This is a genomic window from Staphylococcus coagulans, assembly GCF_002901995.1.
Taxonomy (GTDB): Bacteria; Bacillota; Bacilli; order Staphylococcales; family Staphylococcaceae; genus Staphylococcus; species Staphylococcus coagulans.
Map to the genome: position 1 here is coordinate 13,124 of NZ_PPQN01000011.1, position 11,640 is coordinate 24,763.

Here is an 11,640-nt window from a genome sequence, read left to right on the forward strand (position 1 = left end):
TAATGATTCATGTTAAAATTTCAGAAATATACCTGTTTTTGACGGTATTTATCATATCTATACTACTTTTCTTTACATTCTTTGTATTAGCAAGCGATAGCAGTCATACAGAACAAACGTACGAAATGACAGATCACCAATTGAAAACAAACCAAACAGAAAAAGTTCAAAAACACGAACACATCGATACGAATCAGCCAGCGATTGCGACAACACTTGGCCGTTAATCAAAATCAACTTTTTCTGCGTACGAAATACTTTCAATCTCCATTTTTACTTCCAATTTTTTCCAATTAGATATCCCATATATTATGACACTTCGAAGTTTTCAGTCTCATTTGAACCTCGAGTCAAAATATGCTCGAGGTCAATTAGACTTGTAGACGAACTCTTGATAAGTTCAATAAATGTAAAAGACAACCTCTTTTTGAATTAGGCATTTTAATTTTTTAATAAATTGTTTCTTTCTATATGCCTATTTTCCACAAGATAAGAAAGTTTCGGCTAAAAAAACGGACGCTATTCCGCTTTAATTGTAATACAAGTTTAAGCGTTTGGTTTTATCCATTATATCTGTTATATTTTTGTAAAGAAAATGACGGAGGGAATTGATGATGTTTACTCAAGAAAAATTGAATCGAATCAATGAATTAGCTAATAAGAAAAAGCAAGAGGGCTTAACAGAAAGTGAAGCAAAAGAGCAATCACAATTAAGAAGTGAGTACTTAGAGATGTTTAGAAGTAGCTTCAAAAGCCAAATAGAGAACACTAAGGTCATTGATCCAGAGGGTAATGATGTTACACCTGAAAAACTTAAAGAAATCCAAAAGAAAAATCATTTACGTCACTAATTTAAAATTAGGCTTATATTTGGTGATTGGCGTGCTGATTTATTAGGCTTTATACTACCATTTCGGTTATAATGAAAATATGATGAGCATTCGAAAGGAAGGAAGTAATAATATGACAGAAACAAAAGATCAACTTGCGATTAATACATTACGTGGTTTAAGTATTGACGCCATCGAAAAAGCGAATTCAGGACACCCTGGATTACCAATGGGCGCAGCACCAATGGCTTATACTTTATGGACACGTCATTTGAATTTCAACCCTAATTCAAATGAATATTTCAACAGAGACCGTTTCATTTTATCAGCGGGTCATGGTTCAGCATTATTGTACAGTTTGCTACATGTTTCAGGAAGCTTAGAATTAGAAGAGCTTAAACAATTCAGACAATGGGGTTCTAAAACACCGGGACATCCAGAATATCACCATACTAAAGGTGTAGAAATTACGACTGGTCCACTAGGGCAAGGTTTTGCAATGTCTGTAGGTATGGCAATGGCTGAGAAACATTTGGCGGCTAAATTTAATAAAGATATCGAAGTAGTCAACCACTATACGTATGTTTTAGCTTCTGACGGAGATTTGATGGAAGGTATTTCTCATGAAGCGGCATCATTAGCAGGACATTTAAAACTAGATAAACTCATTACGCTTTATGATTCTAATAACATTTCTTTAGATGGTGAGACAAATAAATCATTTTCTGAAGATATTAAAAAACGCTTTGAGGCATATGGTTGGAACCATATACTTGTTAAAGATGGTAATGACGTAGAGGCTATCGACAAAGCCATTTCTGAAGCTAAACAACAAAATGGTCCGACAATCATTGAAGTTAAAACAATTATTGGTGAAGGTTCACCAAATAAATCAAATAGCAATTCTGTTCATGGTGCACCTTTAGGCGAAGAAGAACGTAAGCTTACATTTGAAAACTATCAATTAGACAGTTCTAAATATTTCCATGTTGACGAAGAAGTTTATGAAATTTTCAATTCAACAATGATTAAACGTGCCAATGAAAATGAAGATGAATGGAATAAAAAAGTTGAAGCCTACAGTCAACAATATCCTGAATTATACAAAGAGTTTAAAGACGCTTTAGAAGGCCGTTTACCTGAAGGTTATGAAGCTGAACTTCCAAAATTCGAATTAGGTCATAAAGGCGCTTCACGTGCAGATTCTGGAGATGTAATTCAAGCATTAAGTAAAGCTGTTCCAACATTATTTGGTGGTTCTGCTGACTTAGCTTCTTCAAATAAATCAAATGTAAAAGAAGAAACAGACTTCTCAGCTGAAAATGGCGAAGGTAAAAATGTATGGTTCGGTGTGCGTGAATTTGCGATGGCTGCTGCCGTTAATGGTATGGCTGCACATGGTGGTTTACATCCATACGGTGCAACATTCTTTGTATTTAGTGATTATTTAAAACCTGCTTTACGTTTAGCAGCAATAATGGGACTTCGTTCTACGTTTGTGTTTACACACGATTCAATCGCTGTTGGTGAAGATGGTCCTACACATGAACCAATCGAACAATTGGCAGGCTTAAGAGCAATTCCAAATCTTAACGTGATTCGTCCAGCTGATGGTAATGAAACACGTGTTGCTTGGAAAGTTGCTGTTGAATCAAACGGTATCCCAACTGCTTTAGTATTAACACGTCAAGGTTTACCAGTGTTAGATGTAGAAGAATCTGTAGTAGAAGAAGGCGTTAGAAAAGGTGCATATGTCGTTTATGAAAGTGAAAAAGCGCCTGAGTATGTTTTATTAGCTTCTGGTTCTGAAGTAAGTTTAACAGTTGAAGTTGCAAAAGCACTTGAAGAACAAGGTAAAGGTGTTCGTGTTGTTTCAATGCCAAACTGGAATGCATTTGAAGCGCAATCAAAAGCGTACCAAGACGAAATTTTATTGCCACAAGTAGAAAAACGTGTTGCTGTTGAAATGGCATCATCACTCGGTTGGCATAAATATGTAGGTATGCATGGTCTTGTTGTAGGTATTGATCGTTACGGCGCAAGTGCCCCTGGCGACTTAGTTGTCGAAAAATATGGTTTTACAAAAGAAAACATATTATCTGAAATTGAAAAGTTATAATTGATGATCACATTTAAAAGTCGAGCTTGAATTGTTCAAAATTGAGCTCGGCTTTTCTTTTAGTTATTCATATAAGTTTGCTTTCATATCTTGAAAAGAATACATAATTTTAGTAAAATGCAAAAGGATACAGAAAGTGGGTGAAACTATGGCTACATGGTTAGCAATTTTATTAATTGTTATTGCACTTATCGGTGGATTAGTGGGGGGCTTTTTCTTAGCACGTAAATATATGATGGACTATTTAAAAAAGAACCCACCTATTAATGAAGAAATGTTGCGCATGATGATGATGCAAATGGGTCAAAAACCATCTCAAAAGAAAATTAATCAAATGATGACAATGATGAATAAAAACATGGACAAAAAAATGTAATGTCCATGATGTTGATAATAGCAAAGAGAAGTACGGTAATAAAAATCGTACTAAACTTTGCTATTTTTTTAAGTTAAAATAAAGAAGGACTTTAAGCGCATGGCCATACCAGACATTTGGTTTTATTTTAAGACAAGTGGCTTCCACTCTATTAACTGAAAGAGGTAGGGTCTATGTTATACCAAATTGAGTAATGGTGTAGGTCCAGTTTATTCATATAGAAAGATTTTAAAATAAATGTGATTAAACCGTGGTTTAGTTTTTTTTAATGGATAAGAGGAGGTGTGACATCTATGATAGGTATCATACTCATTATTGTTATATCAACGATCGTGACCATTTATTTGGGTATAACAAAAGATGTGAATATTATCGCTTCAGTTGATGCGCAAAAGGTGCCTGCGCATTTAAAAACTAAATTGATTTATTTGTTTATAGTAATGTTATGGTTGACTAGTTTAAGTCTTATATTGACAATTGCTTTAATCGAAACACATCTTTTTATTAGTCTTATTTTGTTCGTGATAAGTTTATTATTGATGGTCTCTTTTTACATATATTATTATAAGATAAGTCAGTAGTTTCAATAAAAGACATTGATAGACGTGTGTATAAGATGAGTTATGAAAAAATACTTTATTAGAAGTGAAATCTTAAGTAATGCGTCGAAGTAAGAAAATTAACGAATTTAAATGTCATGTGCTATACTATTGAGTATCGAATGAGAAATGAGGAGGATCAACATTGACTTATTTAGTATTATCGATTCTTATTGCATTTGTCATGGGGGCAGCGGTCATTGTAATTAGAATGAAAGCGCAAAAATATCCAGTGAATGAAAAGAAAATTCTTTTACCTCCTTTTTTTATGGCAACAGGTGCATTAATGTACGTCGTTCCCTATTTTAGACTTTCTAATTTTGAAATATTAGAGTCAGTTGTATTAGGTGTGATTTTTTCGAGTGTACTCATTATGACATCACACTTTGAAACAAAAGGGAGTCAAATCTATTTAAAAAAATCTAAAGCTTTCCCACTTGTGCTCATCACGCTTCTATTAGTGAGAACAGTATTAAAAGTGTTTATAGGCAGTAATATTGATCCGGGTGAGTTAGCAGGTATGTTCTTTTTATTAGCTTTTAGTATGTTATTGCCATGGCGCCTTGCGATGTTACGTCGCTATCGCAAAATTAAGCACCAACTTGTACAATAAAGAGCATGTTATTAAAATGAAAAGTTTCATTTATGTATAGTAAGTGTCGTTTGTTTTAATAAAAAATGCTTGCAGTTTAGCGATATATTCATACATCGTTGAATCGCTATTATTTATAAACTAACCGTCGTGGATTGAGTTGAATGTTTCAGCCTCAATCCATTTTTTAATCATAATCAATATGCTGGAGTGGGATAATGAAATCTATTGGTTTCGATCTCATTCTTTTTTTAGTTTTATTGAGTTAAAGCGAGTACATTGATATCATCGTTAAATGATGAAATGATAAATTAGAATTGGACGCTTGAAATCCAATAAAAACACCTATACAATAATAACGAACGTTTGTTCTGAGGTGATGAATATGAAAATAATACATACAGCGGATTGGCATTTAGGAAAAGTATTAAATGGCCATTCATTTTTGGAAGATCAACAGTATATTGTAGATCAATTGATAGAAGTGCTTATAAAAGAAAAACCAGATTTACTTGTTATAGCTGGTGATATCTATGATACAACATACCCTAATAAGTATGTGATTAGACTAATGGAAAATACTATCGCAAAGATAAATCTAGATTTACGAATTCCTATTGTCATGATTAATGGCAACCATGATGGTAAAGAGCGTCTACGTTATGGCGCCTCATGGTTTCAGCACAATCAACTCTACATTGCTACAGAATTAGAGCAGTGCTTAACGCCCTACATATTTGATGATGTTGCACTTTATACTATGCCTTTTTTTACTGTATCGGAAGCGCGTGAATTTCTGAATGAACCGATTGAAACATATGAGCAAGCTGTTAAGAAATTGATTGCACGTATTCAACCACATCTAGACCAAAATAAGACGAATATTTTAGTGGGACATTTCACTTTAAATGGTGCGCCCAAAAGTGATTCAGAACGTGAAATAACTGTAGGTACTATTGAAGCGGTAACGCCCCAATTTTTAAATGATTTTGATGCCGTAATGTTAGGTCATATTCATCATCCGTTTGCGACGCCATTTAAGCATATCGTCTATAGTGGTTCAATTTTGCAATATTCTTTTTCGGAAGCTGGCCAGGCAAAAGGGATTCGAATCTTTGACGTACAGCCTCATGAAATAAAACAGTCTTTTGTCCCATTGAAACCTAAGCATGAATTAGAAGTAGTCGAAGCAAGATTTGATGATTTAATGAATGGTGAATTTGAGCGTAAAAGTAACGAAAGTTATTTTCACTTTATTGTTGAACAACTCAGTCATGTAAAAGATCCAATGCAAAAGTTAAAACAAATTTATCCCAACACTTTATCATTAACCCAACAAGTACAGACTTCCCAATACAAATCTAAAGCTTTAAAAGATGTAAAAAAAATGCATCCAATAGATATTGTAGAGAAGTTCTATAGTGAAATGACGACTGAGAAGTTATCGGAATTGCAAAAAGAAAATGTAGTGGCATTGTTAGAAAAAATAAAAGGGGAGGAATAAAAGATGAAACCGATACGCCTCCATCTTAAAAATTTTGGTCCTTTTTTAGATGAAACCATTGATTTTTCAAATATACAATCGAATCAACTCTTCTTAATTAGCGGAGAAACGGGTTCAGGTAAGACGATGATATTTGATGGAATGGTTTATGCGCTATATGGACGTGCGTCTACTGAAAAAAGAGAAGTGAAACATTTGAGAAGTCACTTTGCGCAACCTAAAGAACCTTTAACGGTTACCTTTGAATTTGAAATCAACGGTGGTCGTTATAAGGTCGTTCGAGAAGCTTCATTTTTGAAGCCGGGAAATAAAAATGAGACAAAACCTAAACTTGAAGTTTACCATTTAAATGGAGAAGTTTTTGAGCTAGTTGAAAGTACAATTCAAGCAGGAGACCAATTTATTTTAAATCTTTTAAAGCTTAAGCAAGACCAATTTAGACAGCTGTTTATCTTGCCACAAGGTGAATTTAAATCCTTTTTAGTTTCAAATAGCACGGATAAGCAGGCGATTTTGAGAACGCTTTTTAATACGCAATTGTATGACGTTCTTAAAAATGAGTTGGTAGATAAAACTAAAAATATGAAGAATGAAATTGATCGAATCTATACAAAAATCCAAAGCAGTTGGGATGAAATGTATACATTAGATAATGATGAATTGGTAGCACAAAAGCAGTTGAAAAGTGAACAATATGAATTGATCCTTGATGCATTGCCGATGTTTCAACGTATAGGACAACAACAGGTTGACGAAACAGCAGTGGAGAAAAGTAAGCGTGAAGGCGCTTTGAAAAAGATAAATGAAGCGGTTGCACGTGAAGAATCACGTCAACAATTAAAGCAACAAAAAGCGGACTTAGAACACAAATTAAATCAATTAAATGAACAACGACCTCGAATTACAGAGCTAGAAAAGAAATTAAAATTGATAACTGAAAGTCAATTCGCTATCAAAACATATCAAAATAAGCTTGAATACGAAAAAACACTCAATTCCCAAAAAAGTAAACAGTCTACTTTAACATCAGAATTTGATGCATTGAAAGAGATAGAAGTACAAGATGCAACTTTGCTTGAAAATCATTTAGCTCAACAAGAACGGATAGACCAACAATCACAATTCATCCAAAATACAAGACATTATTTTCAACAAGTCGATCAGCTCAAACAAAAAGAACAGCGTGATCAACAAATCAATGCACAGCATCAGCAAGTAGTAGAAGAAATGGATAAAGCGAACAATGAATTACAACAAATGAGTGAAGAAGATATTGAGAAAAAACCGGATTATGAGAAAAAATCACAGTTACAAAATATGCAAATGACGCTCACTGAACAGCATACGTCACTTATAGAATCTGAAAAGCGTATGCATCTCAAGTTAAAACATGAAGAAAGTCTTGAACAACTAAACAAACAATATGAAAATTTAACGCATGAAATTGAAGCACAGCGTGCACAGTTGCATACGATTTCAAGTCAAGATCAACACTTACTCGATCATGAAAAAGCGGTCGTTACTTTAAGAACAGTTTTACAAGTTGATGAACCTTGTCCTGTTTGTGGACAAAACGTTTCACATGTCGATTATGGTCCGGAAATCGATGCCATTAAATCATTGCAAAGTGAAAATGTGAAAATTGAAACTCAAATTCGAGAACTCACTGAGCAAAAAATTCATTGCGAAGCGGATATCACGAATACAAAGGAAAGATTAAATGAAATTGGAGAAATTCAATTTAATAAAAATTTATTAAATGAAAATGAAGTACAACTTTTAAATGTTAAAAATGATATAGAAGCGGTTGATCATGAAAATAAACGGATTGAAGCATTACAACAACAAGTTGAACGTATTAATAAGGTATTAGATGAAAATACGCGTCAAAAGCAACTTTTAGAAAAAGAACAACAACATATTCAAGAACAATTAGAAAATTTTCAACAAATAACAGGGTACGATGATATTGTGAAGTTTCAAAACGTATTTGAGCGAATTGATTCTGAAGTTCAAGACTTTGAAGCACAAAAAGCAGCGTTAACACAACAATTAGAAAATACACAAAATAAAGTGAAAAATCATCATTATGATTTGCGCCTGATTGCACAACAAATCGATGATGTTACAACTCAACTCAATCGACTCGACGATGAGTTGAAAATAGCAATGAAGCAATTAGATATTGCGGATGAAGCGGCATTAATGACCATTTCAAACGAAAGTGAAAATAAATCAGACTATACGTCTGAAATAGAACAATTTCACCATGAAATACAAGCGCTTCAATTTAAACTTCAAGATGTTACGACTCAAATTTTAAATATTGAACCAAATAATATAGAGACTTTAAAAAAAGAGCAACGAGAAATACAAATACAATATGATTCTGTACAAAAGCGGTTGAATGAATTTGCTTTTCAAGTAGATCAAAATAAGAAGACGATACAACGAATAGAACGGGAGATAGCACATTTAAAGCAGACGGTGTCAGCACAAATTGAGCTCTTTCAACTTGCCGAAATTTTAAATGGAAAAAATGAGCATAATTTAACTTTAGAAAATTATGTACTGATGCATTTTCTAGAACAAATTCTCGTTAAAGCGAATCAAAGATTGTTAAGTATGACAGGACAGCGGTATGAATTGATTAGAAATGAGAAAAAAGGGAGAGGTTTTAGTGGCTTAGAAATTGAAGTCTTTGACTATTATTCAAACCAATCACGTCATATCACCTCATTATCTGGAGGAGAAACATTTCAAGCGTCATTGGCGCTAGCTTTGGGCCTTTGTGAAGTGGTACAAAATGAGCAAGGGGGCATTGCGCTTGATGCAATGTTTATTGACGAAGGTTTCGGTACACTAGACCAAGAAACTTTAGAGACAGCGTTAGATACATTAATTCAACTTCAATCGAGTGGACGATTAGTGGGTATTATTTCTCATGTCACAGAATTAAAAAATCGGATTCCTGTTATTTTGGATGTGGTTTCTAAAAATTATCAAAGTACAACTTTATTACGCTACAATGAATAAGTATACGACTTATATTATGAAATTGGTTTAAAATATAAACGACAGACGGTAAGATAGAGCTTCTTTTCTACCTTATCGCCTGTCATTTTTAATGCCCACTTATTTTTGGTTTTGACGTAATAAATCCCGGATTTCAGTTAAGAGTACAGTGTTTTCTTCGATAGCTTCTTCCTCTTCTTCTGCTTTCGGTTTCACGAGCGTATTTGCAATTTTAACAAAGATAAATAATGCAAAAGCGATGATAATAAAATCAATAATAGATTGAATAAATATACCATACTTGATACCGAACGCTGCCCAATTTTTAGCGAAATCAACTTCGCCAAATAGTAATCCAATTAAAGGCATAATGATGTTTTCGACTAATGATGACACGATTTTATTGAAAGCAGCACCCATTACAACAGCAACAGCTAAATCGAGCACGTTACCTTTTAATGCAAACGCTTTAAATTCTTTTAACATGACGTTTTCCCCTCCTATAAACATATTTAATGGCACACCGATTATACATTACTCATAAAATATTGCAACATTTAATTAATAAAGAAATTGATATGTTTCTTAGTTCGTTGATTATACGATAATGTTTTGTTATTGTATATATGTCGATTGCGCTTTAAAATATTTGTACATTGTTAATATAAAGTGCGTGATTATTTAAAATTTAATATATGAAAGGGAGTATGTTATTTTATGAGTTCTTCAACTCCAGAACCAAATGGTAAGAAGTTTTCTCCGGTATTCCTGATTAGTGCAATTATCGTTTTTGCGATTGTGTTAGTCGGTGTGTTCATTCCAACGCAGTTTGGTGAATTTACGAATACGATAAAACTTTGGATTACAGATAAACTGGGTTGGTACTATCTTATTTTAACGACGATTATCGTATTCTTCTGTATCTTCTTAATCTTCAGCCCTATAGGGAAATTGAAGTTAGGCCGACCACACGATAAACCGGAATTCAACACAATTTCTTGGTTTGCGATGTTATTCAGCGCGGGAATGGGGATTGGATTAGTCTTTTATGGTGCAGCAGAGCCAATTTCTCATTTTGCGGCACCACCTAACGCTGATCCGAAATCAACGGAAGCATTTACTGAATCATTACGCGCGACGTTCTTTCATTGGGGATTCCATGCATGGGCAGTATATGGTGTTGTCGCACTTGCATTAGCTTATGCGCAATTTAGAAAAGGTGAACCGGGCTTATTATCTAAAACATTACGTCCCATTTTAGGGGATCATGTAGATGGTCTCGTTGGTACGATCATTGATGTTTTAGCCGTATTTGCGACAGTTATTGGGGTAGCCGTTTCTCTAGGTATGGGTGCACTTCAAATCTCAGGTGGTTTACATTACCTATTCGGCACGCCTAACAATATTGTTACGCAATCTATTATCATTGTTGTCGTAACGATTTTATTTATTATGAGTGCTTGGTCCGGTTTAAGTAAAGGAATTCAATACTTAAGTAACTTGAATATCGGTTTAGGGACTTTATTATTGATTGCCGGATTAATTGTAGGACCGACAATCTTAATCTTAAACATGTTTACAAGTTCAACAGGAAGCTTATTAAATTCTTTCTTATTTAACAGTTTTGATGCAGCACCAACAAATCCTCAAAAACGTGAATGGATGACAAATTGGACACTTTACTATTGGGGCTGGTGGCTAAGCTGGAGCCCGTTCGTAGGTGTATTTATTGCACGTGTTTCAAAAGGGCGTTCAATTCGAGAATTTATTTCAGGGGTACTGTTAGTGCCTGTTATTGTAAGTTTCGTTTGGTTTAGTGTGTTTGGCGTTTTAGGTATTGAAACGGCTAAAAAACATACAGAAATTTTCAAAATGTCACCTGAAACACAGCTTTTCGGTGTCTTTCATCATGTGCCATTAGGCATGGTGCTTTCAATCATCGCACTACTTTTAATTGCGTCATTCTTTATTACATCAGCTGACTCAGCAACATTTGTGCTAGGTATGCAGACGACATACGGTTCACTCAATCCAAGTGCTGTTGTTAAAGTGACTTGGGGTGTTGCACAATCACTTATCGCATTTGTGTTATTATTATCTGGCGGAGGCGATGGTGCGGCAGGATTAAATGCGTTGCAAAGTGCAGCGATTATTAGTGCTTTGCCGTTCTCATTGATTGTCATCCTGATGATGATTAGTTTCTATAAAGATGCGAATAAAGAGCGTAAGTTCTTGGGCTTAACATTAACACCTAATAAGCATCGTTTGAAAGAATATGTCGCAAGTTCACAACAAGATTATGAAGAAGAATTAATTTCAAAACGTAAAGCGTTGCGAGATCAAGAAAAATAAATTTATTTAATTAAAAGACAGGTTTCAATTCACTGAAATGAAAATACAGTGAATTGACCTGTCTTTTTTAATTGACCAATACTTGATTGAAAATCATTCTCAATTAATAATATATACTTATTACACCTGACGAAAGTCATAAGTTTTAGTTATAATAACCGATTAGAAAGTCAAAACTTCAAAACCCCAGTTTTAATCATCATTTAGTTGTTTTCATAAAGCGTTAATTATACAATTAAATCAACGGCATATA

At 34.0% G+C, this 11,640-nt stretch carries 9 protein-coding genes; 8 read left to right on the plus strand and 1 reads right to left on the minus strand.

Annotation, left to right across the window (positions count from 1 at the left end):
• The first annotated feature begins 2 nt into the window (after positions 1–2).
• The 7 genes from sosA to sbcC all read left to right on the plus strand — a co-directional run bounded on the left by sosA (position 3) and on the right by sbcC (position 9,056).
• A complete protein-coding gene (gene sosA / locus CD118_RS02385) occupies positions 3–227 on the plus strand; it encodes a DNA damage-induced cell division inhibitor SosA (RefSeq protein ID WP_060829963.1) in 225 nt (74 codons plus the stop codon).
• Between the two features lie 387 nt (positions 228–614).
• Positions 615–851, plus strand: a complete 237-nt coding sequence (locus tag CD118_RS02390; protein WP_050331969.1) for a DUF896 domain-containing protein — start codon at positions 615–617, stop codon at positions 849–851.
• A 112-nt stretch (positions 852–963) separates the two neighbouring features.
• Positions 964–2,949, plus strand: coding sequence for a transketolase (gene tkt / locus CD118_RS02395; RefSeq protein WP_103356189.1), 1,986 nt, complete (start codon positions 964–966; stop codon positions 2,947–2,949).
• Between the two features lie 148 nt (positions 2,950–3,097).
• Positions 3,098–3,325 (plus strand): YneF family protein, encoded by a 228-nt coding sequence (locus tag CD118_RS02400; protein WP_014613986.1) that lies wholly within the window; start codon positions 3,098–3,100, stop codon positions 3,323–3,325.
• 744 nt (positions 3,326–4,069) lie between these two features.
• Entirely contained in the window at positions 4,070–4,537 is a 468-nt protein-coding gene (locus CD118_RS02410) for a CcdC family protein (protein WP_050331050.1), read from the plus strand.
• Positions 4,538–4,901: 364 nt separating this feature from the next.
• A complete protein-coding gene (gene sbcD / locus CD118_RS02415; protein ID WP_103356190.1) occupies positions 4,902–6,020 on the plus strand; it encodes an exonuclease subunit SbcD in 1,119 nt (372 codons plus the stop codon).
• A 3-nt stretch (positions 6,021–6,023) separates the two neighbouring features.
• A complete protein-coding gene (gene sbcC / locus CD118_RS02420) occupies positions 6,024–9,056 on the plus strand; it encodes an exonuclease subunit SbcC (protein WP_103356191.1) in 3,033 nt (1,010 codons plus the stop codon).
• Between the two features lie 99 nt (positions 9,057–9,155).
• Here sbcC and mscL read toward each other — a convergent pair whose 3' ends face one another.
• Positions 9,156–9,521, minus strand: coding sequence for a large conductance mechanosensitive channel protein MscL (mscL, locus tag CD118_RS02425; RefSeq protein ID WP_060829959.1), 366 nt, complete (start codon positions 9,519–9,521; stop codon positions 9,156–9,158).
• A 231-nt stretch (positions 9,522–9,752) separates the two neighbouring features.
• Here mscL and CD118_RS02430 point away from each other — a divergent pair, with 231 nt between their 5' ends.
• Positions 9,753–11,387, plus strand: coding sequence for a BCCT family transporter (locus tag CD118_RS02430; RefSeq protein WP_050331044.1), 1,635 nt, complete (start codon positions 9,753–9,755; stop codon positions 11,385–11,387).
• Positions 11,388–11,640: the final 253 nt, after the last annotated feature.